This is a genomic window from Promicromonospora sp. NPDC052451 (assembly GCF_044547525.1).
Taxonomy (GTDB): Bacteria; Actinomycetota; Actinomycetes; order Actinomycetales; family Cellulomonadaceae; genus Promicromonospora.
Map to the genome: position 1 here is coordinate 48,474 of NZ_JBIUAP010000001.1, position 25,076 is coordinate 73,549.

At 73.0% G+C, this 25,076-nt stretch carries 18 protein-coding genes; 9 read left to right on the forward strand and 9 right to left on the reverse strand.

All coding sequences use genetic code 11. The features are described 5' to 3' along the window. Window positions 1-24: 24 nt before the first annotated feature. Both atzF and ACIG47_RS00240 read right to left on the reverse strand, forming a co-directional pair. Window positions 25-1,764, reverse strand: a complete 1,740-nt coding sequence (gene atzF, locus ACIG47_RS00235) for an allophanate hydrolase (protein ID WP_397429137.1) — start codon at window positions 1,762-1,764, stop codon at window positions 25-27. An 81-nt stretch (window positions 1,765-1,845) separates the two neighbouring features. Next, window positions 1,846-2,568: a GntR family transcriptional regulator gene (locus ACIG47_RS00240; protein ID WP_397429138.1), complete on the reverse strand. Its 723-nt coding sequence runs from the start codon at window positions 2,566-2,568 to the stop codon at window positions 1,846-1,848. 161 nt (window positions 2,569-2,729) lie between these two features. On the opposite strand from ACIG47_RS00240, the gene purB reads away from it, so the two are divergent. Beyond that, window positions 2,730-4,211 (forward strand): adenylosuccinate lyase, encoded by a 1,482-nt coding sequence (purB, locus tag ACIG47_RS00245; RefSeq protein ID WP_397429139.1) that lies wholly within the window; start codon window positions 2,730-2,732, stop codon window positions 4,209-4,211. A gap of 45 nt (window positions 4,212-4,256) precedes the next feature. Here the strand turns inward: purB and ACIG47_RS00250 are convergent, their stop codons facing one another. Then, window positions 4,257-5,849: an AbgT family transporter gene (locus ACIG47_RS00250; protein WP_397429140.1), complete on the reverse strand. Its 1,593-nt coding sequence runs from the start codon at window positions 5,847-5,849 to the stop codon at window positions 4,257-4,259. An 88-nt stretch (window positions 5,850-5,937) separates the two neighbouring features. Between ACIG47_RS00250 and ACIG47_RS00255 the strand changes: the two genes are divergently transcribed. The 3 genes from ACIG47_RS00255 (at window position 5,938) to ACIG47_RS00265 (ending at window position 9,471) form a co-directional block, all read left to right on the forward strand. Beyond that, complete coding sequence (locus tag ACIG47_RS00255) at window positions 5,938-7,311, forward strand: M20 family metallopeptidase (protein ID WP_397429141.1); 1,374 nt, start codon at window positions 5,938-5,940, stop codon at window positions 7,309-7,311. Between the two features lie 290 nt (window positions 7,312-7,601). After that, entirely contained in the window at window positions 7,602-8,966 is a 1,365-nt protein-coding gene (locus ACIG47_RS00260) for an acetamidase/formamidase family protein (RefSeq protein WP_397429142.1), read from the forward strand. 130 nt (window positions 8,967-9,096) lie between these two features. Continuing rightward, window positions 9,097-9,471 carry a hypothetical protein gene (locus tag ACIG47_RS00265; protein ID WP_397429143.1) on the forward strand — a complete coding sequence of 125 codons (375 nt, stop codon included), beginning with the start codon at window positions 9,097-9,099 and terminating at the stop codon, window positions 9,469-9,471. A gap of 93 nt (window positions 9,472-9,564) precedes the next feature. Here ACIG47_RS00265 and ACIG47_RS00270 read toward each other — a convergent pair whose 3' ends face one another. Beyond that, window positions 9,565-11,940: a YhgE/Pip family protein gene (locus tag ACIG47_RS00270; protein ID WP_397429144.1), complete on the reverse strand. Its 2,376-nt coding sequence runs from the start codon at window positions 11,938-11,940 to the stop codon at window positions 9,565-9,567. Continuing rightward, the gene (locus tag ACIG47_RS00275) at window positions 11,937-14,786 is read right to left on the reverse strand and encodes an MMPL family transporter (RefSeq protein WP_397429145.1); all 2,850 of its coding nucleotides are present in this window, start codon (window positions 14,784-14,786) and stop codon (window positions 11,937-11,939) included. The genes ACIG47_RS00270 and ACIG47_RS00275 overlap by 4 nt, the downstream gene beginning before the upstream one ends. A 139-nt stretch (window positions 14,787-14,925) precedes the next feature. Here ACIG47_RS00275 and ACIG47_RS00280 point away from each other — a divergent pair, with 139 nt between their 5' ends. Next, window positions 14,926-15,621, forward strand: coding sequence for a TetR/AcrR family transcriptional regulator (locus ACIG47_RS00280; protein ID WP_397429146.1), 696 nt, complete (start codon window positions 14,926-14,928; stop codon window positions 15,619-15,621). A gap of 142 nt (window positions 15,622-15,763) precedes the next feature. Here ACIG47_RS00280 and pgm read toward each other — a convergent pair whose 3' ends face one another. After that, window positions 15,764-17,449, reverse strand: a complete 1,686-nt coding sequence (gene pgm / locus ACIG47_RS00285) for a phosphoglucomutase (alpha-D-glucose-1,6-bisphosphate-dependent) (protein WP_397429147.1) — start codon at window positions 17,447-17,449, stop codon at window positions 15,764-15,766. Between the two features lie 74 nt (window positions 17,450-17,523). On the opposite strand from pgm, the gene ACIG47_RS00290 reads away from it, so the two are divergent. After that, entirely contained in the window at window positions 17,524-17,859 is a 336-nt protein-coding gene (locus tag ACIG47_RS00290) for a rhodanese-like domain-containing protein (protein WP_397429148.1), read from the forward strand. 20 nt (window positions 17,860-17,879) lie between these two features. On the opposite strand, the gene ACIG47_RS00295 is transcribed toward ACIG47_RS00290, so the two are convergent. Together ACIG47_RS00295 and ACIG47_RS00300 are read right to left on the reverse strand one after the other, a co-directional pair. Continuing rightward, window positions 17,880-19,550, reverse strand: coding sequence for a family 10 glycosylhydrolase (locus ACIG47_RS00295; protein WP_397429149.1), 1,671 nt, complete (start codon window positions 19,548-19,550; stop codon window positions 17,880-17,882). A 336-nt stretch (window positions 19,551-19,886) separates the two neighbouring features. After that, complete coding sequence (locus tag ACIG47_RS00300; RefSeq protein ID WP_397429150.1) at window positions 19,887-20,195, reverse strand: GNAT family N-acetyltransferase; 309 nt, start codon at window positions 20,193-20,195, stop codon at window positions 19,887-19,889. A gap of 117 nt (window positions 20,196-20,312) precedes the next feature. Here ACIG47_RS00300 and ACIG47_RS00305 point away from each other — a divergent pair, with 117 nt between their 5' ends. The 3 genes from ACIG47_RS00305 to ACIG47_RS00315 all read left to right on the forward strand — a co-directional run bounded on the left by ACIG47_RS00305 (window position 20,313) and on the right by ACIG47_RS00315 (window position 23,645). Next, window positions 20,313-21,536 (forward strand): MFS transporter, encoded by a 1,224-nt coding sequence (locus ACIG47_RS00305; protein WP_397429151.1) that lies wholly within the window; start codon window positions 20,313-20,315, stop codon window positions 21,534-21,536. A gap of 110 nt (window positions 21,537-21,646) precedes the next feature. Further along, complete coding sequence (locus ACIG47_RS00310) at window positions 21,647-22,111, forward strand: NfeD family protein (protein ID WP_397429152.1); 465 nt, start codon at window positions 21,647-21,649, stop codon at window positions 22,109-22,111. Between the two features lie 88 nt (window positions 22,112-22,199). Then, window positions 22,200-23,645: a flotillin family protein gene (locus ACIG47_RS00315; protein ID WP_397429153.1), complete on the forward strand. Its 1,446-nt coding sequence runs from the start codon at window positions 22,200-22,202 to the stop codon at window positions 23,643-23,645. Window positions 23,646-23,700: 55 nt separating this feature from the next. Here ACIG47_RS00315 and ACIG47_RS00320 read toward each other — a convergent pair whose 3' ends face one another. Continuing rightward, window positions 23,701-25,002 carry an MFS transporter gene (locus tag ACIG47_RS00320; protein WP_397411947.1) on the reverse strand — a complete coding sequence of 434 codons (1,302 nt, stop codon included), beginning with the start codon at window positions 25,000-25,002 and terminating at the stop codon, window positions 23,701-23,703. Window positions 25,003-25,076: the final 74 nt, after the last annotated feature.

Consider the following 25,076-nt stretch of genomic DNA (forward strand, 5'->3'; position numbering starts at 1 on the left):
CAGGGTCTCCTCGTTCGATGGGGGTCAGGCAGGGGTGGCGGCAGCGGTCCGGTAGGCGCGCCACCCGCCCAGGTGGGTGATGTCGGGTTCGGTGCCCGTCGGCGCCCCGGTGAAACCGACGACGGTCGACCCGTCGGACAGCTCGACGGGGCCGAGGGCCAGGGGCGCGGCGATCGAGGTCAGGAGACGCGCGAGCGACGCGGGCGAGAGCCGCCACAGCTCGCCCGGCACCGAGCCCTCGCCCCCGCGGACGACGGCGGGACGGTCGACGGCCCCCTCGACCAGCAGCATGCGGAACGCCGGGGCCGTGGCGACGTCGCGCAGGTACCGGCCGCCGAGCGCGTCGAGCTGGGCGTTCAGGGGCTCGCCCCGCAGGTGCGCCCCGAAGACCGCGACGTCGACCCCCGGGGCCCCGAGGAGGGGCGCCTCCTCCCCCTCGCCCAGGAACCGCGCCGCGAGGTCGGCGGCCACCTGGTCGTGGAACGCCGGGACGACGAACGTCACGCCGAACTGCCCCTCGCCGTCGACCCGGCCCGCGGGGACGGCCACGGCGGCCAGGTCCATGAGGTTCACGAAGTTCGTGAAGGTGCCCACCGTCGAGTTCACGCCGATCGGGTCGGCGGCGACCTGCGCGAACGTCGGGTGGATCGGCGCGGTGGGCACGAGCAGCGCGTCGGTGCCGTCCAGGAGCCTGCGGCCCTGCCGCGTGAGCCCGGCGAGACGCTGCTGGTCGGCGACCACCCGCGTGCCCTCGACGCCGCTCGCCGCCGCGGCGATGGCGGCGACCGCCGGGTCGGCCTGCACGGGGTGGCCCGCGAGGAACTCGCCGTAGGACCAGGCGCGCTCGGCGACGAGGCCGCCGTCGTACAGCAGACGTCCGGCCGCGAGGAACGGTGTGAGGTCGATGCGCCGCACCGTGGCACCGGTGCCCTCGAGCCGGCCGACGGCGGCGGCGAAGGCCGCGCGGACGGCCGGGGAGAGCGTGCCCAGGTCCTCGTCGCGCGGCACCGCCACGACCGGGTGCGCGGGCGCGCCCTGCGGCGCGTCCGCGGGCCAGGCCCGCGCGTCCGGCGCCCGGGTCGCCCCGGCGTCCTGAGGGTCTGTCGCGTCGCCGGTGGTGGGTGCCTGGCAGACGGTCAGCACGCGGGCCGCGAGCGTCACGTCCGCGGCGAAGACCGACACCGTGTCGTAGGAGGGACAGGCCGGGACCACGCCGTCGGCGGGCAGGAGCCCGACCGTCGGCTTGAGCCCGACGACGCCGTTGAACGCGGCCGGCACCCGCCCCGACCCCGCGGTGTCCGTGCCGAGCGCGAAGTCGACCAGGCCCAGCCCGACCGCGGCACCCGAGCCGGAGCTGGAGCCGCCTGCCACCCGGTCCGGGTCGACCGCGCTCGCGACGGGACCGTAGGGGCTGCGGGTGCCGACCAGGCCGGTCGCGAACTGGTCCAGGTTGGTCTTGCCCACCAGCACCGCACCGGCGGCCCGCAGGCGCTCGACGACGGGGGCGCTCGTGGCCGGTACGAAGGCGAACTCCGGGTGTGCCGCCGTGGTCGGCAGGCCGGCCACGTCGATGTTGTCCTTGACCGCGAACACGAGACCCGCGAGCGGGAGGTCCGCGCCGGCCGCCGTGCGCGCCGCGACGTCCCGGGCGTCCGCCAGGGCGCCCTCCTCGGCACGCAGGTGGATCCAGACGTGGCCGGGCTCGGCGGACCGGATCCGGGCGTAGGCGGCCCGGACCGCGTCCGGTGGGCTCGTTCGGGTCATGCGGGGTCTCCTCCTGGTCGGGGGGGCGGGACGGGGTGAGGGGCGGGGCGGGCTCCCGGGCCGGGCGGGACGGCCGCGTGGTCAGGGGGCGAGCTGCATGAGGTGCATGGCCCGGGCCGCCCGCGCGCGGACGATCGACTGTGACTGCCCCACGTGCGTGCGCAGCGCGTCGCGGGCCTCGCGCAGGCGGCCGGACAGGACCAGCTCGCCGATGGCGATGTGCTCGCTGATCGTCGCGTCGACCCGGTCCTGGGTGAGGTAGTCGTGCATGCGCACCGGCCGGATGCGGCGGTTGACCCGCTGCAGCGCCCCGACCAGCTCGGCGTTGCCCGCGGCGCCCAGGAGCACGGTGTGGAACTGCTCGTCGGCCGTGACGAAGCCGGCGTCGGGCTGGATCCCGGAGTCGGCGCGCTCCTGCCACACGACCAGCTCGGCCTCGATGGCGCCTGCGTCGTGGCGGATCGTCGGGTCGTCGATGGCCCGGTCCAGCCCGCACGTCTCCAGGAGCACGCGCAGCTCGTAGAGGTCGGTGAACTCGGTGACGGTCGGGGTGTAGCGGAAGAGACCGCCGTCCCGCTTGACCAGGAGCCCGTCGGCCTCCAGCCGCGCCAGCGCGTCGCGGACCGGGGTGCGGGAGACCCCGAACCGCTCGGCGACGTTCTCCTCCGTGTAGCGGGCGAACGGCGACACCGCCGTGGAGAGGAGCTCACCCCGGAGCGCCTCGTACACCCGCACGCGTGCCGTCGTGCGGCGGCCGCGCTGCGTCCCGGGCTCCTGCAGCACCGGATCCTGCGTTGTATCCATGGTTGGACATCGTTCTGGATCCCCTGTGACAGCCGTGTTGCGTGGACGCCTCCGCTGTTTCCACGGCGTCACCCCCGGTGAAATGTGCGTGTCGTCCGCCTTGCTCGCCGACCGGAGGCCCTGTGGACAACCAGCCGGGGGCAGGACGCGCCCGTGGGAGAATGGAGCACGTGCCAGAGACCACCACGCCCAGCCCCGCCGCCCGCGTCACGCTCGCGGACGTGAGCCCCGCCATCGCGCTCGGCCCCCTGGACGGCCGGTACCGCAAGGCCGTCGCACCGCTCGTGGACCACCTGAGCGAGGCCGCGCTGAACCGCGAGCGCATCCACGTCGAGGTGGAGTGGCTCATCACGCTGTGCAACGGCGCGGACAGCGTCGCGGCGCCCGTCGTCCCCGGCGCGCCCACGCTGACGCAGGCCGAGATCGAGTACCTGCGCGCGATCCCCGCGACGTTCGGCGCGGCCGAGATCGCCGAGCTGGCCGAGATCGAGCGCGAGACCGTGCACGACGTCAAGGCGGTCGAGTACTTCATCAAGCGGCGCATCGCGGCCGCCCCCGAGGCGCTGGGCGAGACGAGCCTGCCCGCCGCGAGCGAGCTGGTGCACTTCGCCTGCACCAGCGAGGACATCAACAACCTGTCCTACGCGCTGATGGTGCGGGGCGCGGTGCGCGAGGTGTGGCTGCCGGCCGCGACCACCGTCGTCGACCAGCTCGCGGGCATGGCGCGCGAGCACGCCGCGGCGCCGCTGCTGTCACGCACGCACGGCCAGCCCGCGACGCCGTCCACCCTGGGCAAGGAGCTCGCCGTGCTGGCGCACCGGCTGCGCCGTCAGCTCCGCCGCGTGGACGGCGCGGAGTACCTGGGCAAGCTGAACGGCGCCACGGGCACCTACGGCGCGCACACGGTCGCCGTCCCGTCGGCCGACTGGCCCGCCGTCTCCAAGGCGTTCGTCGAGGGCCTCGGGCTGGACTGGAACCCGCTGACCACGCAGATCGAGTCGCACGACTGGCAGGCCGAGGTGTACGCCGACGTCGCCCGGTTCAACCGGATCCTGCACAACCTCGCGACCGACGTGTGGACCTACATCTCGCTCGGCTTCTTCACGCAGATCCCGGTCGCGGGCGCCACGGGCTCGTCCACGATGCCGCACAAGGTGAACCCGATCCGGTTCGAGAACGCCGAGGCCAACCTCGAGATCTCGTGCTCGCTGCTGGACACGCTCTCGGCCACGCTCGTGACCTCGCGCCTGCAGCGCGACCTGACCGACTCGACCACGCAGCGGAACATCGGCCCCGCGTTCGGGCACAGCCTGCTCGCCATCGACAACGTGGCGCGCGGCCTGGACCGCCTGGCCGTCAACGAGACGCTGCTGCGCGAGGACCTCGACGCCAACTGGGAGGTGCTGGGCGAACCGGTCCAGTCGGCGATGCGTGCCGCATCGGTCGCGGGCGTGCCCGGTATGGAGAACCCGTACGAGCGCCTCAAGGACCTGACACGCGGGCAGCGGGTGGACGGCGCGCGCATGCGCGAGTTCGTGGCGGGCCTGGGCCTGCCCGACGACGTCGCCGCGCGCCTCGCCGCCCTGACCCCGGCCACGTACACCGGGCTGGCCGAGCAGCTCGTGAAGGACTACCTCGACTGACCGGGGCAGCCGCGGCGCACCGCACCCGGTGCGCCGCGGCACCGGTCACTCCAGGAAGATGCCGTTCCCGGGGCCGACCGGCAGGTCGAGGAAGAAGAACACCGACAGCACCGCCGCCCACACCAGCCAGAACGCGATCGTGAAGGGCAGCAGCCGAGCCATCACCGTGCCCAGGCCCGCCTTCGGCTCCCAGCGCCGCAGGAACGTGAGCAGCACGATCATGTAGGGGTTCAGCGGCGTGATGATCTGGGTCGCCGAGTCGCCCACGCGGAACGCGGCCTGCACGAAGCCGGGCTCGTACCCGATGAGCGCGAACATCGGCACGAACACCGCCGCCATGATGGTCCACAGCGACGAGCCCGAGATGATGAACAGGTTCAGCAGCGACGCGAGCACGAGGAAGCCCAGGATCGCCCCGTAGCCGGTCAGCCCGGCCGACTCGAGCCCCTCGGCGCCCGCGACGGCGATCCACTGGCCCACGCCGGACCAGTTGAAGACCGCGATGAACTGGCCCAGCACGAACGCCAGCACCAGGAATCCCGCCATGTCGCGGATGGACTGCTCCAGCAGCCGCGGCACGTCCTTCATCGAGGTCACCGACCGCGTCACCACGCCGTAGACGATCCCGGGCACCAGGAACAGCACGAAGACGACGAACGTGATCGAGCTGAGCAGCGGCGACTCCGGGAGGAACCCGCCGTCGGCGTTGCGCCAGGGCGAGCCCGGCACCACGAAGGCGACCGTCAGGACGACCGCCACCAGCAGCAGGGAGCCGACGGCGAACGCCAGTCCGCGCCGCTCGGTCCGCGAGAGGGTGGCATCCCCGGCGTGCTCGTCGATGCCCGCCGGGCCGGTGCCGGGCACCACCGTGCCCGCCAGTCGCGCCTGGTCGACCGGGACGCCCTGCCGGACCAGGCGCGGCTCCAGCACCTTGTCGATGAGGAACCCGGCGAGCACGGACAGCAGCACGGCCGAGACCACGTTGAAGTACCAGTTCGACAGCGGGTTCACGGGATCGCCCGGGTTGGGCAGGATCTCCGTCACCGCCGTGGTGATCCCGGAGAACAGTGCGTCGAGGCTGGTCACGGCGATGTTCGTGGAGTATCCGGCGCCCGCCGCGGCGAACCCGCCGAGCAGACCCGCCACCGGGTGCCGGCCGGCGGCCTGGAACACCAGCGCCGCCAGCGGCGGGATGACCACGAAGGCGCTGTCCGACATCACGCTGCCCATCACGCCGACGAACCCCACGGCATACGGCAGCGCCCAGCGCGGCGCGGAGCCGAAGACGGCGCGGATGCCCGCGGCGAGCAGACCCGTCTTCTCGGCCACGCCCACGGCGAGCCAGATGGTCAGCACCGTGACCAGCGGCGGGAACCCGATGTAGTTCACCCCGATGTTCTGGGTGAACCACGTGAGCCCCTCGGGCGTGAACAGCCCCTGGATCCGGGTGACCTCCTCGGCGCCCGGGATCTGTACCGTCACGTCGGCGAGCGCCATGAACGTCGACACGAGCGCGACGGCGAGGAACAGGATCAGGAAGAGGGTGAACGGCTCGGGCAGCCGGTTGCCGACGCGCTCGACGGCGCCCAGGAACCGGTCGGCGCGGGACGGGCGAACAGGTGGTGCTGCGGTGCTCATGCGGTCTCCCTCGGCCGGGCGGTGATCGAGCGACGTCGGGCCGTAATCTAAGGGGTGAATTTTCCGGTCGTGTTACGGCTTCCATACGATGGACCGCATGAACCGCCCCACCCCGCCCAGCACCGCCTATCTCGACCATCTGGTCGCCGAGACCGCCGTGCGGCGGGAGGCGCTGACCGGCCCGTCCACGGGTGAGGACGCCGCCGGGCCGACGGGGACGGCCGGGTCCGGGGCCGGCGCCCCGGTCGCGCTGGTCGCCGCCGCCGAGCGCGCCGCGGCCCGGTTGGCGCCGGAGCTCGCGGAGATCGTGCACCGCCTGCACGAGCACCCCGAGCCGGCGTTCGAGGAGCACCGCAGCGCGGCGACCCTGGTCGAGGTCCTCGCACGGCACGGCATCGAGGCCGAGCTGGGCGCGTACGGGGTGGACACCGCGTTCCGCGCCGAGGCCGGCGATCCGGCCGGGCCGACGATCGCGATCTGCGCGGAGTACGACGCGCTGCCCGGCATCGGCCACGCGTGCGGCCACAACGTGATCGCCGCGTCCGGCGTCGGTGCCTTCCTCGCCGCGCGCGAGGCCATGGCCTCCGGCGGCGCACCCGCCGGGCGGATCGTCCTCCTGGGGACGCCCGCCGAGGAGGGGCACTCGGGCAAGGAGGTGCTGGCCCGCAACGGGGCGCTGGAGGGCGTCGACGCCGCGATCATGGTGCACCCCTACGGGCTCGACGTCGCCGACCAGGTGTGGCTCGGGCGCCGCCTGCTGACCTGGACGTTCACGGGCCGTCCCGCGCACGCGTCCGCCCAGCCGTACATGGGGCGCAACGCCCTGGACGCGGCGACCCTGGCGTACCAGGGCATCGGCCTGCTGCGCCAGCAGATGCCCCCGGTGGACCGCGTGCACGCCACCATCGCGGAGGGCGGCACGCGGCCGAGCATCATCACCGAACGCGCCGTCGTGCACCTGTACGCGCGCTCCAAGTACCCGGACACCCTGCGCGACCTGTCCCGGCGCCTCGACGACATCGCGCGGGGCGCGGCCCTCATGACCGGCACGGACGTCGAGATCACCTGGGACGACGGCGCCCACCCGAGCCTCCCCGTCCGGACCAACCGGGTCCTCACCGACCGCTGGGTCGCGGCGCAGCGTCGTCTGGGACGCGACCCGCTGCCGGCGGGGGTGCTGTCGGAGACGCTGGCGGCGTCCACCGACTTCGGCAACGTGTCGTTCCGCGTGCCGGGCATCCACCCGCTCGTGCAGGTCGCGGACCCGGACATCGCGCTGCACACCGCGGAGTTCGCCGCCGCGGCCGCGACCCCGGCGGCGGTGTCGGCCGCCGTCGACAGTGCCGCCGGTCTCGCGGCGACCGCCCTGGACTACCTGTACGACGCCGGGCTGCGCGCCGCCGTCCACGAGGAGTTCGCCGAGGAGGGCGGACCGGTGGACGTGGAGCACTACTTCGACTGATCGCCCCCGGAGGGGGCGGCTGGCGGAGGACCGGGCTACCTACGGAGGGCAAGGCCGCCGATGGCGGCGGACCAGGGGCCCCGGGGGCGGCGGGCGAGGCCTGGGGCGGCGGGCGAGGCCTGGGGCGGCGGGCGCGTCGACCATGCGGTTGCTGCCACGTCCGGGCACGCCCTGGCAGCAGCCGCATGGTCGCTGTCGTAACGACCCGCACATCCGGGCGAAATCTCCGCTCCCTAGCGTCGGTCTGGCGCGGTGCCGGGCCGCGCGCGATCTCGAAGGAGCGTGGTCCTGTGACTCATGGCGGACACCGAGACGGACGTACGGCCGCCGAGACCCTGGTCTCCGCCCTCGGCCGGCGACGGTTCCTGCAGGCGGCGCTCGGCGTCGGGGCCGGGTCCGCGCTGGCGGCGGGGCCTGCGGCGGCGGCCTCGGCCGCATCCGGGACGAGCCGGGGCGGTGGCGGGGCCGGACGGTACTCCGGCGTGCTGCAACCGGGCCGTGGCCGGATCCCCGGCGACGTCTACCTGGGATCGGACGTCGACGACGTGCTGTGGGGCTACGTCCCCTCCGTGCACGCCCGGGGCGTCGCGCGGGTGCGGTCCGGCCAGACGATCACCATCGACTCCGTCTCGCACGAGGGCATCCTGGAGGACCAGGGCCGCGACCCGGTGGCGTACTTCGCGGAGCACGGCGTACGACGCCGGGAGGTGCTCGACGACGCCGTGGCCATCGCCGCCGGGTACTCCCGGACGGTGCGCAACTTCGACGTCGACGGTCCGCACGTGGTGACCGGCCCCGTCTTCGTCGAGGGCGCCGAGCCCGGTGACGTGCTCAAGATCGAGACGCTCGCAGCCACCCCGCGGGTGCCCTACGGCGTGGTCTCGTCCCGGCACGGCAAGGGCGCACTGGGCGTCACGGCGGCGGGCGCGCCCGCCGGGATCAGCCTCGACGAGGTGATGCCGCCCGTCGGCACCGACGGGCGGGGGTCCGGCATCCCCACCGAGTACGGCAACGTGTCCGTGTTCGCCGGGGTGCGCGGAGACCACGCCGTGATGGGCTCGGGCGCGGGCCGGGTGCGGTTCCCGCTGCGGGCCTTCTTCGGGATGATGGGCGTCGCGTTCGCGGGCTCGACGGACCTGACCGCCCCGGAGGCCAACTCGATCCCGCCCACGCTCGGCGGCGGCAACATCGACATCCGGCACCTGGGCGCCGGGTCCACGTTCTACCTGCCGGTCAGCGCCGAGGGTGCGCTGTTCTACGTGGGTGACCCGCACATGGCCATGGGCGACGGCGAGGTGGCGCTCACCGCCATGGAGGGCTCGCTGCGCGGCACGTTCCGGCTCACGGTCTGCAAGCCCGGCTCGGGGGACGCTCCGTCGGTCGCCTACTCCTACCCGTTCGGGGAGACGGCGGACGCCTGGATCCCCATCGGCCTGTCCGACCCGGACGGCTCCGTGGGCGGTCAGCTCAGCGACCTGGACGTCGCCATGCGGCGCGCCGTGGTCAACGCGCTCGACTTCCTCCAGCACGACCACGGGCTGGACCGGGCGGTCGCGTACGCCTACCTGTCGGCGGCCGGGGACTTCGCCGTCTCGCAGGTCGTCGACCGGACCGTCGGGGTGCACGGGCTGATCCGGAAGGCAGACCTGGGCTGAGGCCGGGACCGCTGGCCGACGTGGGCGAGCCCGGCCGTGCCGGACGCCGGTGCGGCCACCACCGGCCCGGGCCGTGCGCCGGCCCGAAAATCCAGCGGGCCCGAGCCGGCCCGGACCGTAGGGTCAGAGCATGACGACGCCAGAGATCGCACCTGTCGACACCTGGCTCGCCGTCACGCGGGAGGACGGCGAGACCGTGGGCTACCTCGAACCCGTGACGGACGACTACTCCGATGTGGTCCCCCGCAACCGGCTCGGTCATGCCGTCGGCGGTGTGCAGGACTACCACGCGGGCGAGGAGCTCGTGCTCGGCCGCGGGCTGCACGAGCTCGCCGAGCACTGGCTGCTCGACGGCGAGGGCACCGAGCTCACGATCAGCGAGCTCTCGCCCCAGGGCATCGTGCTGCGCGACGCGTTCCTGTCCAAGGCGCTGGTCCCGCTGGAGCCGACCCACGTCCCGTGGCCCGACACCGCGGAGCGCCTGCGCCGTGCGGGCGACCGCTGAGCTCAGGCGCAGCCTTTGCCGGACGACGAAGCCCCGGTTGCCCCCTCCTGATCAGGAGGACGGCAGCCGGGGCTTCGTCGTGCCGCAGGGACGTCAGGCCGTACGGAGGTCGCCGATCCGGGCCGTGCGCCGGCTCGCGACCACGAGGGTGCTCACCACCAGGCCCGCGAGGGCCCACAGCACGACCGAGGTGATGGCCATCCCGAGACTCCCGGTGCCGGGCTCGACGAGCCGGCCCAGTCCGACCGTGGCGGGCCCGACCGGCAGGAACGACGTGATCCCCTCGAGGACGGCCGGCACCGTCGACACCACACCGGTGGCGATGACGAGCACCGCGATCAGCAGGCTCACTCCTCGCCCGACGTGGCCGAGCGCGGCCGCCAGCGCCTGGTTGGCCGCGACGAAGGCGACCGAGACGAGCGCACCGAAGCCCATCGTCGCGGCCCAGCCGCCGACGTCGAGCCCCTCGATACCCGCCAGGACAGCGCCGGTCGCCAGGCCCGTGACCACGCCGATCGCCGCGGGGACGGCGAACGTCTCCAGCGTGAGCCGCAGCGCGCCGCGCGTCGAGCCCCGGGCGTGCAGCGGCACCGGCGGGAACACGATCATCAGGGCGAGCGCACCGAGCCAGAGCGCCAGGACCGCGAACATCGGACCGGTGGCCCCCGTGTCGAGGTCGGTGACCTCGCCGTCGGTGGCGACCGGGTCGGCCACCACGGACGCGAGCGACTTGCGCTCCTGTTCCGTGTACGCGGGGATCTCCTCGGTGGCCTGGTCCAGGCCGCTCGACAGGTCCTGGGCACCGCCGGCCAGCTCACCGACACCGTCCGCGAGCCCGCCGACGCCGGTGGCGAGCTGAGAGGTGCCGGTGCCCAGCTCGGTGACGCCGGACGCCAGGCCGTCCACGCCGGTGGCGAGCTGGCTGGTGCCGGCCGCGAGCTGACCCGCGCCGGAGGCGAGCTGGTTCGCACCGGTGGCGATGCCGCCGGCAGCGCCGGAGAGCTCACGTGCGCCGCCCGAGAGCTGGGAGACACCGACCGCAGCCTGGTCCGCGCCGGTCTGGAGCTCGCCGAGGCCGTCGGCGAGCTGGTGGGTGCCGCCGGCGAGCTGGGTGACGCCACCAGAGACCTGGGTGGCGTAGCCGGAGAGCTCCTGAGCCCCTTGGGAGAGACCGGAGATTCCAGCGGTCAGCTCGTACAGGCCGGTCGGCTCCTTGCCTGGGGTGCCAGCGAGGCCTGTAGCGCCGGCCGCAACCTGCTCGGCGCCGGCCTGCAACGCCTCCAGCTCGGCGATCTGCTCGGGGCCGCACATGTCGGGGGGCGCCACGATGCCGAGCTCATCGCAGGTCGCTTTCAGCTCCGTCACCAGTTTGGTCACGCCGCCGGACACGCCCGTAGCTCCGTCCGCGAGCTTGGTAGCAGCTGCGGCCGGTCCCGGCACACCGCCAGTTCCCTGCAGCTTGGCGGACGTCTCGGCAAGTCCGCCCGCGAGGTTCTGCGCGCCTGAGGCAACGCCTTCCGCACCGGTCGCAAGATCGTCCGCCCCAGACGCCAGATCTCGCGCCCCAGCAGCCGACTGCCCCGCACCAGCCGCGAGCTGGTTCACACCCGCCGCCGCCTGGTCGGCACCCGCCGCCCACTGGTCGGCACCCGCTGCCCACTGGCCCGCCCCGCCGGACAGGCTGGACACACCGGCCTGCACCCCGGACACGCCGTCGGCGGTCTGGTGGGCTCCGGCCGCCAGCTCCTGCGCTCCTGCGCCGGCCTCGGTCGCTCCGTTCGCGAGCTCGCCCGCGCCGTCCGCGAGCTGCTGTGCGCCCTCGCCCGCCTCGTTGGCACCGTCGGCGAGCTGCCCGGCGCCGTCAGCGGCCTTGCCCAGCTCCTCCGACAGCGTGGAGAAGCCGACGAGCACGTTGTCCACGTAGGTCTCGGTGAGCGTGCTGCCGAGCACGCTGGTCGCGGTCTGTGCCACGACCTGCGCGAGGGCGTCGTCGAGCACGCGGCCGTTGGTCGGCGTCGCGACGTCGATGGTGGCCTGGCGTGCCTCGGCCGGGTCGTCGCCGCTGAAGGACGTCGCCGCGGCCGAGAAGTCCTCCGGGATCGTCACGACGGCCGCGTAGGTGCCGTCGGCCAGGCCGTCGGCCGCGGCCGACTCGTCGGTGATCTCCCAGTCGTAGCTCGCGTCGGAGGCGGGGACCGCCGCAGCCTGACCGGCCTCGGCGTCGGCGGTCTCGCCGCCGCTCACGAGGCCCGCGGCGAGCTGGCGCCCGAGCGGGACGGTCTGGCCCTGGACCTCGACCGGCTCGTCGAGGTTCACGATCGCCGCCTTGACGGTGTCGAGGCGCTCCTGCGGGTTCCACAGGGCCGAGATGAGAAGCCCGAGGATCATCAACGGGAGAAGAGCCACGGCCACGGCACGCCACGGGTTGCGGAAGGGCTCGGGCCGCAGCCATCTTGTCGCGGTGCTCATGCCCGCACCTCCTGCTCGGTCACGTCGGACTGCTGGTCACGTTCTGTTCTGGGTGAGCCGGCACGCGGCCCTGGGCTGACATCGAGCATCGGCGTGCCGGCCGGCGCCAGGTCGGTCGCCGCCACGCCGGTCGAGCCGAGCAGCACCGCGACGCCGTCGCGCTGCGCCCCGGCCAGGGCCTGCGCCAGCTCGGCGCGCGCCGCCAGGTCGCCGACCGTCTCCGTGGCGTCGACCACGAGCACCGCCGGCTTGTCCCGCAGCGCACCACGGACCGCCTCGGCGGGGTGCCCGCCCTCGGCGGCGGAGTCCACCACCGCCACCCGGTGCCGCACCGAGGACGCTCGTTCCGGCAGCACGAGACCGGTCGTCTTGGCCACGCCGCCCGTCATGGCGAGCCGGCCCGACACGGCCAGCAGGAAGGCGCTGACCGGTGCCGTGGCGTCGCCGCGGACGAGCAGCGCGCCGCCGTCGGGCACGCGCACGCTCACGGGGCCCACCACCACGCCGGACCGGCCACGCACCTCCAGGTCCTGGGCGGCCACGGCGTCGGTGGCACCCGGCTCGGGCCAGTCCGCGAGCGACAGCTCGCGCGCCAGCCCCTCGCCCTCGACGTCGAACGACGGCAGCACCCGGTCGAGCCACTTCGGCATGTACCAGGCCTTCTCGCCCAGCAGCGCGAGCACCGCGGGTACGAAGACCATGCGCACCACGAAGGCGTCCACGGCCACGCCCACGGCGAGGCCGAGGGCGATGGGCTTGAGGTTCATGTCGCCGTGCGGCACGAACGCGACGAAGACCGCGATCATGATGATCGCCGCCGCGGTGACCACCTTGGCGGAACCCTGGAACCCCGTGGTGATCGCGTGCCTGGCGCTGCCCCCGTGGACGTAGTCCTCCCGCATGCGGGACACGAGGAAGACCTCGTAGTCCATCGCGAGGCCGAACAGGATGCCCATGAGGACGATCGGCATGAAGCTGATGACGGGCCCGGTGCGGGTCACGTTGAGCGCCTCGGCGAACACGCCGTGCTCGAACACGAGCGAGACGACACCGAACGCCGCGCCCACCGAGAACAGGTAGCCGATCGTCGCCTTGATCGGCACCGCGATGGACCGGAACACCATGGTGAGCAGGATCAGCGACAGACCCACCACCACGAACGCGAACGGCAGCAGGGCGTCACCGAGCTTGTCGGAGACGTCGATGCCGACCGCCGTGAAGCCGGTGACGGCCAGGTCCACGCCGTACTCGTCGAGGAAGTGGTCGTGCAGCCCGCGGATCTCGCGGACCAGGTCCTCCGTCTCGGCGGAGGTGGGACCGCCCTCTGGCACGACCTGGATGATCCCGGTGTCGGCCGTCGGGTTGGGGGTGGCCAGCGGCACGTCGGCCACGCCGGGCAGGTCGGCGATCTCGTCGCCGATCTGGTTCATCAGCTCGACCGGGTCGGTGCTGGTCACGATGGAACCGGTCACGATGAGCGGGCCGTTGAAGCCGTCGCCGAAGTGCTCCGACACGAGGTCGTAGGTGATGCGGGCCGGGTCGTCCTCCTCCATGACGCCCGCGTCCGGCAGGGCGAGCCGCAGGTCCAGCGCGGGGTAGCTGAGCGCACCCATCGCCGCGACGACCAGCAGGACCGTCAGCGCCGGGATCTTCGTCACGGCCCGGACCCAGCCGGTGAAGAAGCGGTTCGGCCGCGGCTCCTCCGGCTCGGGTGCAGCCGGTGCGCGACGGCGTCGGGTCACCTCGGGGTCGGCGTCCGCCTCCTCGGCCGCGACGGCCTGGGCGGCCGCGCGGGCCGCGGCGCGCCGGGCCTTCCGCGACGGCCTGGGGCGCAGCCGCTCGCCCGCGAACCCGAGGAGCGCGGGCAGCAGGGTCAGCGACACCAGGACGGTGACGCCCACCGTCACGGCTGCCGCGACGCCCATGATGGTGAGGAACGGGATGCCGGCCACGCCCAGGCCCACCAGGGCGATCATCACGGTGAGGCCGGCGAACACGACGGCCGACCCCGCGGTGGCCGTGGCCCGCGCGATCGACTCCGGCACGGACAGCCCGGTACCGAGCTGCTCGCGGTGCCGCGACACGATGAACAGGGCGTAGTCGATGCCGACCGCCAGGCCCAGCATCACCGCCAGCATCGGCGTGGTGGAGTTGATGGGGCCGAGCGCGGTGGCCGCGAACAGCAGCCCCATCGACGCCCCGACGCCGAGCAGCGCGTTCAGCAGCGGCAGCCCCGCGGCCACGAGCGAGCCGAGGGTCAGGACCAGCACCACGAGCGCGACGAGCAGGCCGATGCCCTCGGTCAGCGTCATCTCGGGGAACTTCGAGGAGAAGAGCTGGCCGCCCAGGTGCGCCTCGGCGCCGTCGGGCAGTGCCTGCGCGAGCGCGTCCGCCTCGACGCCGAGCGCGTCCTTGGTCTCGTCCGTGATGGAACCCTGGTCACCGTCGAGCTGGATCGTCAGCAGCGTGGCCCGCTCGTCGTCGGACACCGACGCCGGCATCTGCTCGTCGTACGGGGAGGTGACGACCTCGACCTGCGAGACGTCGCCGATCTTCTCGACACCGTCCTCGATGGCCGAGCGCATCGGCTCGTCGTTGATGGTCCCGCCCTCGGGCGCGACCACGATCACCTGCGCTGAGGCGCCGCTGACCTGGGGAAACGTCGCCGCCAGGCGGTCGAGCGCCTCCTGGGACTCGGTGCCCGGGATGGACACCTGGTTGTCGAGACCTTGCTGCAGCAGGCCGGCCGCACCGCCCACGAGGACGAGTGCCACGACCCAGACGGCTACGACGAGCCGGCGGGCGCGGACGGCCCAGCGGCCGAGCGAGTAGAGGACGGAGGACACGCACACTCCTGGACGAGGCGGGGACCGATGACGGGACGTTCGATGCACCACTGTATCCGATGCACGAGTGCATCGGATACACGAGTGTATTGATAGACTGGTGACCTTCCGCCCGAAGCAGTCCCCCGAGGAGAACTCCGTGACCACTGAACCCGCCACCGACGCCGGGTCCGGGTCGTCCGCCGAGCGCGCTTTCGCCTCTGCCCTCTCCCCCCGGCGTGAGCGCACCCGCGAGCGTCTGCTCGACGCGGCCTTCACGGTCTTCGCCCAGCACGGCATCCACGGCGCCTCGATCGAGGCGGTGTGCGAGGCCGCGGGCTTCACCCGTGGCGCCTTCTACTCGAACTTCAGCAGCAAGGAGGAGCTGTTCCTGGCGCTGGCCGAGCGGGCGCAGCGCCGTCAGCTCGCCGCGCTGGAGACCGTCGTCGCGGACCTGCAGCCCGACGTCGTGCGCGACGGCTCCGTGGACCACACGGCCGTCCGCGCGATCCTCTCGGTGGTGGTCACCGACCCCGGGCAGGCCCGGACCTGGGCGCTGATGCGCGCCGAGCTCGAGCTGCTCGCGATGCGCGACCCGACGGTCGGGGCGCCCTTCCTGGCCCAGGAGCAGGCGCTCCGCCGGGAGTGCGGGGCTGCGATCGAGCGGATCCTCGCGAACCTCGGCCTCCGGTTCACGATCGACCAGGACACGGCCGTCGACCTGCTGCTCGGCACCTACGAGTCGTCCATGCGCGCCTCGATGATCGCGAACCCCGAGGTGCAGGACGGCGACGTCGCCGCCCGGTCCGAGGTGCTGACCCAGCTCGCCAACCTGCTGGTCACCAGCACGAGGTGACCTCAGGGTCACCCGTGCCCTGGCCTGGCGCCCGTTCCGGCCCGCGTCCTCGGTCGTCTGCACCGAGATCGGCTCGGGGAACGACCGATCTCGGTGCAGACGACCGAACCGCACGCCCGGCGCCGGGCTGCGGACCGTGGCGTCAGGCGAGCGCCTCCCCGACCAGCGCCTTCGCGGCGTCCTGCACCTCGGCGAGGTGGTCCGCGGAGACGAACGACTCCGCATAGATCTTGTAGACGTCCTCGGTGCCGCTCGGCCGCGCGGCGAACCACGCGTCGGCCGTCGTCACCTTGAGGCCGCCGATCTTCGCGCTGTTGCCGGGGGCCTCGGTGAGCGTGGCCGTGATGTCCTGCCCGGCCAGCGTCGTGGACGTGACGTCGGACGGCGACAGCGCGGCGAGCCGTGCCTTCTGCTCGCGCGTCGCGGCGGCGTCGACGCGGGCGTACCAGCTCTGCCCGTGCCGCTCCACCTGCGCCGCGTGGTGCTCGGACGGGGACCGCCCCGTGGTCGCCAGGATCTCCGAGGCGAGCAGCGCGAGCAGGATCCCGTCCTTGTCGGTCGACCAGACGCGCCCGTCCTTGCGCAGGAACGAGGCGCCCGCCGACTCCTCGCCGCCGAACCCGACCTCGCCCGAGAGCAGGCCGGGCACGAACCACTTGAACCCGACCGGCACCTCGACCAGCCGCCGGTCGAGCCCCGCGGCGACGCGGTCGATGAGCGCCGACGACACCAGCGTCTTGCCGATGGCCGCACCGGTGGGCCAGCTCGGGCGCGCCCCGCCGAACAGGTACTCGATGGCCACGGCGAGGAAGTGGTTGGGGTTCATCAGACCGTCGGCCGTGACGATCCCGTGCCGGTCCGAGTCGGCGTCGTTCCCGGTGGCGATGTCGAACGGCGCGCCGCCGTCGGGCCCCGTCATCTTCTCGACCAGGGAGGCCATGGCGTACGGCGAGCTGCAGTCCATGCGGATCTTGCCGTCCCAGTCGAGGGTCATGAAGGACCAGCGCGGGTCGACCTGCGGGTTGACGACGGTCAGGTCGAGGTCGTACCGCTCCGCGATCTCGCCCCAGTACTCGACGGACGCCCCGCCCAGCGGGTCGGCCCCGATCCGCACGCCGGACGCCCGGATCGCGTCGAGGTCGAGCACGCCCGCGAGGTCGTCCACGTAGCTCGACAGGTAGTCGTGGCGGTGTGTCCGGTCCGCGGCGAGCGCGTCCTGGAGCGACACCCGCTTCACCTGCCCGACGCCGGTCCGGAGGATCTCGTTCGCCCGGTCGGCGATCCACCCGGTCGCGTCGGAGCCGGCGGGGCCGCCGTGCGGCGGGTTGTACTTGAAGCCGCCGTCACGAGGCGGGTTGTGCGACGGCGTCACGACGATGCCGTCCGCCAGGCCGGCTCCCGGGGCCGCCAGACCCGGCGTCCCCTCCGCGAACCGCGTCTGGTTGTGCAGCAGGATCGACTGGCTGACGGCGGGCGTCGGCGTCCACGAGTCGCGCGCGTCGACCATGACGTCGACGTCGGCCGCGGCGAGCACCTCGAGCGCCGTCTGCCAGGCCGGCCGGGACAGCGCGTGCGTGTCCCGCCCGATGAAGAGGGGGCCGTCGGTGCCCTGTCCGCGCCGGTACTCCACGATCGCCGCGGTGATCGCGACGATGTGCGCCTCGTTGAAGGCATGGTCCAGGCTCGAACCGCGGTGACCGGACGTGCCGAAGACGACCTGCTGGCCGGGATCGTCCGGGTCCGGGGAGAGGTCGTAGTAGGCGCCGACCACCTGGTCGACGTCGATCAGGTCGCTGGGCTGGGCGGGGGTTCCGGCACGCGCATCCATGCAGCCGATACTGCCAGGTACCGGGCGCGTGCGTCGCCGTCGGACGGGTCGCGTCGTCGTCGTAGGCTGACGGCATGTTCCCGCCCATGCAGCCCGAGGTCCCCGCGGTCCACCCCGGCGAGCTCGACCCCGCCACCCCCGTCCCCGACGGGACGACGCTCCTCGACGTCCGTGAACAGGACGAGTGGGACGCCGGCCATGCCCCCGGCGCGGTGCACATCCCGCTCGGTGACCTGCCTGCCCGGTTCGGCGAGCTCGACGCGGACGCCCCCATCCTGGTCATGTGCCACTCGGGCGGCCGTTCGGCACGGGCCACCCAGTGGCTCAACGAGGCGGCCGGGCTCGAGGCGACCAACCTCGACGGCGGCATCGTCGCCTGGACGGGCGCCGGACTGCCCGTCGAACGCTGACCGCCACCTGACGGCGGCAGCTACCTGACGACGCGCGGCCGGCTGGGCCCGCTCTCGTTCCAGACCCGGTCCAGCGCGGTGACCACATAGGTGTACGGCGTGCCGGCCACGGCGGTGGTGTCGAGCCACGACTGGATGCGCCCGCTCCCGGACCGGAACGTGCCGACCAGGTTCGCCGGGTCGTCGACGTCGACGGCGCCGGCGACCCCCGTCACGCGGTACACCGCGAACGAGGTGGCGCGGGCGGTCCTGGCACCGAGGTCGGCGACATGGACGCGGACGCCGCCGTCGACCCGGCGGGTGTTCGCGAGGACCGGGCTGACCACGGGGTCGGCGGGCAGGTGCGGCATCGGCGGGATCAGCGCCGGGTGCTGGTAGTGGTCGGCCACCACGCGTGACATCCCGCCCTGCGGGTCGGCGGGGACGTGCACGGCCGAGTAGTAGACGTTCCCGTGCACCGGGCCGACGTCCCGGCTGACCTCGCGGCACAGGTCGAGGTGGTTGGTCAGCTCCTCGGGGTCGGTGAACACCCCGCTCGTCATCTTGTACAGGCCCTCCCCCACGTACAGCTGGGTGCCCGACGCGGCCGCGACCTCGGCCCACCACGGGACGAGGGCCGCGTAGTCCGCGACGGCCAGGCCGATCTGCCAGTAGATCTGCGGGTTGACGTAGTCGAGCCAGCCCTCCAGGACCCACTTGCGGGTGTCGGCGTACTGGTCGTCGTACGACTGCGAGCCGGCCGTGTCCGAGCCGAGCGGGTCCGTCGAGGCGTTGCGCCAGATGCCGAACGGGCTGATCCCGAACTTCACCCAGGGCTTGACCGTCTTGATCCGCACGCTCATCGTCTCGACGAAGCGGTCGACGTTCCCGCGCCGCCAGTCCTCGATGGTGTCGAAGCCCGCGCCGTGCTCCTCGTACGTGGCCGTGTCGGGCAGCTCCTGCCCGACCACGGGGTACGGGTAGAAGTAGTCGTCGAAGTGCACGCCGTCGATGTCGTAGTTCTCGACCGCGTGCAGGATCGCCCGCTGGATGTGCTCCTGCGCCTCGGGCACGCCCGGGTCGAAGTAGAGCCGGCCGCCGTAGGCCCACACCCAGTCCGGGTGCTGCCGCGCAGGGTGCTCGGCGACGAGCTGGGCGAGGTCGGCCTGCATCGAGACGCGGTAGGGGTTGAACCACGCGTGCAGCTCGATGTTGCGCTTGTGCGCCTCCTCGACCATGAACGCGAGCGGGTCGTAGCCCGGGTCCTGCCCCTGGGTACCGGTCAGGTACTGCGACCACGGCTCGTGCGGGCTGTCCCAGAGGGCGTCGGCCGTCGGGCGCACCTGGACGAACACCGCGTTCAGCCGGTTCTCCTGCGCCACGTCCAGGTAGCGCAGGAACTCGGCCTGCTGCGTGGCGGGGTCGAGGCCGCTCGCGGACGGCCAGTCGATGTTCGCGACCGACGCGATCCACATGGCACGCAGCTCGCGCTTCAGGTTCAGGGCCGACGGCGGCTCGGGCGTCGCGTTACCCGTCATCGCGGTGGCGCCGAGCGCAGCGGCGGGGTCGAGCGCGGCGATGGTGACGCTGATCGCGGCGGCCGCGGTGCCCGCCGCGGCCATGGTGAGGAACTCGCGGCGGCCCAGGCCGGCCATCGCGCCTCGCGGGGCGCCGCCCGGTGGAAGCGACCTCGTGCGCGCGTAGGCGGGCATGGGTGTCGCCTCATGGCGGGCAGGGTGCCTCACGTGCTCTCGACCTCCGGTGCTGTCTGCTGGGGGCTGTGCCGTGCTGCTCTGTTGTTGTGTCTGTTGTTGTGGACCCATTGCTGACCCGTACGGTCCGGGGACCGTGCGGGCGTGCCAGACAGGGCAGAGCCCCTACGACGTTGGCCGGCGTCGATCGGCGCACTGCTCGATCACGAGTGATGAACAATGCCGCCGGGCGACGCCGTGGAGAAACTCTCGCACAAGTCGCGTCGGATGTGAAGTTGCAGAGCAATCACAGTTGTGGAATCTATTTTCACGATGCGGCGGCGGGGCCGGCCCAGGTCAGGAGGCGAGGGGACCCTGGAGCAGGTCGTCGTAGTCCGGTGCGTGCTGACGCATGTAGGCCCGGATGTACGGGCACAGCGGCACGACCTTGCGGCCGGCCTCACGCGCGGCCTCCAGCGCAGACTTCGCGAGCCGACCCGCCAGGCCCCGCCCCTCGTACTCCTCGAACACCTCGGTGTGCAGGAACACGACGACGCCCGGCTGGTTCTCGTAGACGGCGAAGCCGGCGAGCGTCCCGTCGACCGTCAGCTCGAAGCGGGACTCCTCGGGGTTGTCGGTCACCGTCACCTGCGGTTCGTCGGTCATGGGCACCATCGTGAGGCCTCCGCGCCGCCGGGGGCCACCGCACACGTCCCACGGACCCGCGGCCGGTCGCACCGAAAAGACGGGGGCCGTGTCAGTGGTCGGTGCGACACTCGACCCGTGCCCGAGACCGTCGCAACACCCCGCACCAACCCGTACCTGGCCGTGCTCCGCACGCCCGGCGCGCTGAAGTTCTCCACGGCGGGCGCGCTCGCCCGCCTGCCGATGTCGATGGTCGGGATCGGCGCCGTGCTCATGGTGCAGGGGCTCTACGACAGCTATGCGATGGCGGGTCGAGTAGCCGCAGTGCTCGGGCTCGCGCAGGCGTTCCTCGCCCCGCAGATCGCACGCTGGGTGGACCGGCACGGTCAGCGGCGCGTCCTGCTGCCGGCCCTGCTGGTCTCGGTCGCGGGGCTGGGCGGCCTCGTCACCGCCGCGGTGCTGGGCGCCCCGGAGTGGGTGCTCTGGCCCTTCGCCGCGATCGCCGGCGGGAGCCAGGGGTCCTACGGCTCCATGGTCCGGGCCCGCTGGAACGGCGTGCTCGACGACCCGCGCCGCCTGCACACCGCCTACTCGCTGGAGTCGTCCGTCGACGAGCTGGTCTACATCGTCGGACCGGTGCTCGCCACGACGCTCGCCACCGCCGTGGCGGCACCGTCCGCCCTGGTGGTGGCCGGGATCGCGGCGGCCGTGGGCGGGCTGCTTTTCGTCGTGCAGCGCGCCACCGAACCGGCCGTCGTGACGCCCGGCGCCGAGGTGCGCAGCCGCCCCGTGGTCCTCGTCCCGGGCATGCCGGTGCTGGTCCTCGTCTTCGTGGCCATGGGCGTCATCTTCGGCTCCATGGAGGTCGTCACCGTCGCGTTCGCCGAGGAGCTGGGGAGCAAGGGCGCCTCCGGCGTCGTGCTCGCGGTGTTCGCGCTCGGGTCGATGGTCGCCGGCCTCGTCTACGGGGCCCGGCACTTCACCAGCCCGGCCGTCCGCCGGTTCGTCATCGGGATGGTGGCGCTCGGACCAGGCGTGTCCCTCTTCCTGCTGGCGAACTCCCTGTGGACGCTGGCCGCCGTGATGTTCGTGGCCGGGCTCGCCATCGCCCCCACGGTCATCACGGGCAACGGGCTCGTGCAGGACATGGTGGGCAGACATCAGCTGACCGAGGCGCTCACCTGGGTGGGTACCTCGATCGGCATCGGCGCCTCGCTCGGCGCGTCGTTCGCCGGGCTGCGGGTGGACGCCGCCGGGGCCGACGCAGGGTTCCTCGTCCCCGTCGGCGCCGCGTGGTTCGCCGCGCTGCTGACGCTGGCCGCGAGCGGCACCCTGCGGCGCCAGTCGGCTGCACGGGAGTAGTTCGCACGCGAGGCCCGACACGACAGAAGTTCACCCGGTTGTTCAGCAGGTGGCATACGAGTTCCTGATAACTTGCAGGCAACTTCCAGAAACTTCAGGAACGGACGCGCATGCTCGTCTTCATCGTCATCGGCTTGCTGGGACTCGCGCTCGCACTCACGTCTCTGCTGCTCGGTGACTTCTTCGACCTGGCCGACGGTGCCGTCTCCGGCACGTCGCTCGGGTCAGGTGCCCTGCTCTTCGGCGCGACCGGCACGGTGATCCTGTCCTCCGGGCTGCCCGCCTGGGTCGCCTACCCGGCAGGCCTGGTGGTCGCCGTCCTCGTGATCATCCTCGTCAACGTGCTGATCAAGCGGCTCAAGGCCGGCGAGGACGGCACCCCGGTCTCCCTGGTCGGCACGCACGGCAGCGTGACCTCCGACGTCGACCGCGGACACGGCGAGGTCTCCCTCGATGCCGCCACGGAGCTGGAGACCCGGCTCGCGTTCTCCGACGAACCGATCCCGCAGGGCACCCGGGTCGTCGTCGTCGAGCAGCACGGCGCACGCGTCAAGGTCGAGCCCGTACCGCGCTGAGCGCGCGTCGTCGCGGTCCCCACCTCTGTTCACCGCCGGCCGGGACCGCTCGTCGGCCCGGTCGGTTCACCCCACCCCAGGAGCCGATATGACCGGTCAACTCATCGGGATCGTCGCCGTCGCGGCGGCCGTCCTCGCCGTCTTCCTCATCCTCGCGTTCGTCGCGAGCCGCATCCGCAGGGTGCCGCCCAACGAGGCGCTCATCGTGGTGGGCCGCGGCGCCGGGAAGTCCGAGGCGCAGACCGCGAGCCAGCGTGTCGTCGTCGGCGGCCGGGCGTTCGTGTGGCCCGTGCTGCAGCAGGGTTTCGCCATCTCGCTGGAGCAGCGCCAGATCGGCATCACGGTCGAGGGCGTGGACAAGAACCGCATCAAGATCGCGATCAAGGCCTCGATCAACTTCAAGGTCCGCGGCGACGAGGAGGGCGTGCGGCGCGCCGCGCAGCGCTTCCTGTCCCAGCAGCACCTGCTGACCGAGATCATCAAGGAGTCGCTGGAGGGTTCGCTGCGCTCCATCGTCGGTGACATGACGATCGAGCAGATCATCTCGGACCGCAAGGGCCTGTCCGACCGCGTGGTGCAGTCCACCAAGACGGACCTGTCGGAGCAGGGCCTGCAGGTCGACCTGCTCAACATCTCGGACATCTCGACGCCCGGCTCGGACTACCTGGCGAACCTCGGCCGGGCCGAGGCCGCCAACGCGCGGCAGCTCGCCGAGGTGTCGGAGGCCGAGGCCAAGCGTGCCTCCGAGTTCGCGGTGATCGATGCCGCCGAGCAGATCGCCGAGCGGCAGAAGGCGCTCGACCTCAAGAAGGCCACCATCAAGGCCGAGACGGACCGGGCGAACGCCGAGGCGGAGGCGGCCGGCCAGCTCGCCCGCGCCGAGCAGGACCGCCTGGTGGCGCAGCAGGAGCGCGAGGCGATGGCCGAGAAGGCCCGCGTGGAGCAGGAGCGGCTCGACATCGAGGTGCGCAAGCCGGCCGAGGCGCGGGCCTACGCCGAGGTCCAGGGGGCCAACGCACGCCGCGACGCCGACAACGCGGCCACCGAGGCCGAGGCCTTCAAGCGCACCACGATCGCGCAGGCGAACAAGACCGCCGCGCTGCAGGACGCCGAGGCCGCCGCCGAGGCCGTGCGTCGCGCCGGTGAGGCGGAGCGGGACCGGCAGGTCGCGCTCGCCGCGGGCATCGAGGCCGAGGGCCGTGCCCGCGCCGCCGCCGTCGAGGCCGAGGGTCTGGCCGAGGCCGCCGCCACGGACGCCAAGGCCGAGGCCCTGCGCAAGTACGGCGAGGCGGCCCTGACGCAGGAGCTCATCGAGCGGCTGCCCGAGATCGTCCGTGCCGCCGCCGAGCCCATCAGCGCGATCCAGGGCATGACGGTGGTCTCGACGGACGGCGCCTCCGCCGTCACCAAGAACGTGGCGTCGGTGCTCGGCGAGGGGCAGGGCGTCATCAAGCAGCTCACGGGCGTGGACATCAACCAGCTCGTCACCAGCCTGGCCGCGAAGGCCGACGGGAACTCGTCGTCGGCCAACTGACCGGGTCCCGACATGCCGGACGCCCGGGTCGCACCGCGGCGTCCGGCACCTCGGGTCAGGGTTCCGGGTGGCGGGCGTCGTACCGCCAGAAGCGTGGCGTCAGCCGGACGATCAGCCAGAGCAGCACGACGCACGTCAGGCCACCGACGACGGCCGCCCAGCCCTCGCCGAACCACGTGGCCTCCGCGCCGAGCACCATCTCGCCCAGTCGCGGGCCACCGGCCACGACCACGATGAACACGCCCTGGAGCCGGCCGCGCATGTGGTCGGGCGTGGCGGTCTGCAGGATGCTCTGCCGGAACACCGACGAGATGCTGTCCGACCCGCCCGCGAACGCGAGCGCAATCCCGGCCGCGACCACCGCCCAGACGATCGCCCCGTCCGGCGAGTCCCTGCCCACCAGGACGAGCACCAGCCCGAAGGCCGCGATCGACAGTCCCCACGCGGTGATGGCCCAGACGATCACCTGCCCCTGCTTGCGCATGCGGGTCAGCCCGCCGGAGAAGACGCTCGCGAGCACGCCGCCGACGGCGAAGGCCGCGGCGAGCACACCGGTGGTCGACTCGCCGCCGCCCAGGTAGATCACGCCCGCCGCGGGCCACAGCACGCGCGGGAAGGCGAGCACCATCGCGCAGATGTCGACGAGGAACGTGGCGCGCACGTTCGGCTGGGTCGCGAGATACCGCAGGCCGTCCAGGACGGAGCGCAGCCCGACGGCGCCCACCCGGGCACGTCCGGGTCCACCGCCCGCCGCCCCCTCGGGGAGCACCGGCGGAAGCCGGAACACGGCCCACAGGGCGGCGAGGAACAGCACCATGTCCAGCGTGTACGCCCAGGCATACCCGAGCCGGGCCACGAGGAGGGCACCGATCAGCGGGCCGCCGGTCAGCGCGACGTTCATCGAGAGGGTGGCCAGTGCGTTGGCCGCCGGCATGAGCTCCTTGGGGAGCAGCCGCGGGATGATCGCCGACCGGGCCGGGTTGTTGATCGCGAAGGCCGCGCTCTGCACCGCGACCAGCGCGTAGAGCAGCGGGACCGACTCCAGGCGCAGCCAGGCCTGCGCTGCGATGCCGGCCACGACGACCCACAGCACGAGCGAGGACACGAGCGACACCTTGCGGCGGTCGTAGTGGTCCACGAGCGCGCCGCCGTACAAGCCGAGGGCCACGAGCGGGACCAGCGAGAAGAGGCCCAGCACGCCGACGGCGAGCGTGGAACCGGTCAGCGCGTAGATCTGCAGGCCCACCGCGACGATGGTCACCTGCGTGCCGATGTTCGAGATCGACAGGCCCACCCAGAGCCGCCGGTAGTCCGCCGACACCTTCAGGGGCGTGGTGTCGGCGAGCAGGTGGCGCATAGTGCTCCGATCGTAGGCCCCGGTCGCGGGAGTGGCCGGGGCCGTCCGTGTGACGTGCGCCTCCTCCGACGCCC

Excerpts from the sequence above, each read along its gene's own strand:
- atzF (WP_397429137.1), bottom strand. The coding sequence starts at position 1,764 with ATGACCCGAACGAGCCCACCGGACGCGGTCCGGGCCGCCTACGCCCGG.
- ACIG47_RS00240 (WP_397429138.1), bottom strand. The coding sequence starts at position 2,568 with ATGGATACAACGCAGGATCCGGTGCTGCAGGAGCCCGGGACGCAGCGC.
- purB (WP_397429139.1), top strand. The coding sequence starts at position 2,730 with ATGGAGCACGTGCCAGAGACCACCACGCCCAGCCCCGCCGCCCGCGTC.
- ACIG47_RS00250 (WP_397429140.1), bottom strand. The coding sequence starts at position 5,849 with ATGAGCACCGCAGCACCACCTGTTCGCCCGTCCCGCGCCGACCGGTTC.
- ACIG47_RS00255 (WP_397429141.1), top strand. The coding sequence starts at position 5,938 with ATGGACCGCATGAACCGCCCCACCCCGCCCAGCACCGCCTATCTCGAC.
- ACIG47_RS00265 (WP_397429143.1), top strand. The coding sequence starts at position 9,097 with ATGACGACGCCAGAGATCGCACCTGTCGACACCTGGCTCGCCGTCACG.
- ACIG47_RS00270 (WP_397429144.1), bottom strand. The coding sequence starts at position 11,940 with ATGAGCACCGCGACAAGATGGCTGCGGCCCGAGCCCTTCCGCAACCCG.
- pgm (WP_397429147.1), bottom strand. The coding sequence starts at position 17,449 with ATGGATGCGCGTGCCGGAACCCCCGCCCAGCCCAGCGACCTGATCGAC.
- ACIG47_RS00290 (WP_397429148.1), top strand. The coding sequence starts at position 17,524 with ATGTTCCCGCCCATGCAGCCCGAGGTCCCCGCGGTCCACCCCGGCGAG.
- ACIG47_RS00295 (WP_397429149.1), bottom strand. The coding sequence starts at position 19,550 with ATGCCCGCCTACGCGCGCACGAGGTCGCTTCCACCGGGCGGCGCCCCG.
- ACIG47_RS00300 (WP_397429150.1), bottom strand. The coding sequence starts at position 20,195 with ATGACCGACGAACCGCAGGTGACGGTGACCGACAACCCCGAGGAGTCC.
- ACIG47_RS00310 (WP_397429152.1), top strand. The coding sequence starts at position 21,647 with ATGCTCGTCTTCATCGTCATCGGCTTGCTGGGACTCGCGCTCGCACTC.
- ACIG47_RS00315 (WP_397429153.1), top strand. The coding sequence starts at position 22,200 with ATGACCGGTCAACTCATCGGGATCGTCGCCGTCGCGGCGGCCGTCCTC.
- ACIG47_RS00320 (WP_397411947.1), bottom strand. The coding sequence starts at position 25,002 with ATGCGCCACCTGCTCGCCGACACCACGCCCCTGAAGGTGTCGGCGGAC.